Annotated in this window: 1 protein-coding gene; it reads left to right on the top strand. The window is 55.5% G+C overall.

Annotated elements, in window-relative coordinates; genetic code table 11:
* The coding region (locus L9G74_RS23285; RefSeq protein ID WP_369123399.1) for a hypothetical protein at positions 1–247 on the top strand (247 nt) is incomplete at both ends.

Genomic DNA, 247 nt, shown 5'->3' with positions numbered 1-247 from the left:
GACTCCTCGACTCGAAAAGGGCAAGGAGGCAATCATCAGGATCTCGGACCGAGTTAACGACTACCAGATCCAGCACCAGGTTATCATGTCTAGCGACGACGCCAACGACTTTGCCAGCAAGCCGCGCTTCAGCCTCGTGGAGGTTGTCTACGAATGGGCCAGGGGCATGTCGTTCAACCGCATAACGGACCTGACAGATGTGATGGAAGGAACGATTGTGCGGACGATCACTCGTCTGGATGAGACC

The sequence above is a fragment of the Shewanella electrica genome, from assembly GCF_022321485.1.
In the GTDB taxonomy this organism is placed as follows: Bacteria; Pseudomonadota; Gammaproteobacteria; order Enterobacterales; family Shewanellaceae; genus Shewanella; species Shewanella electrica.
This window is presented reverse-complemented; position numbering and strand designations above follow the sequence as displayed.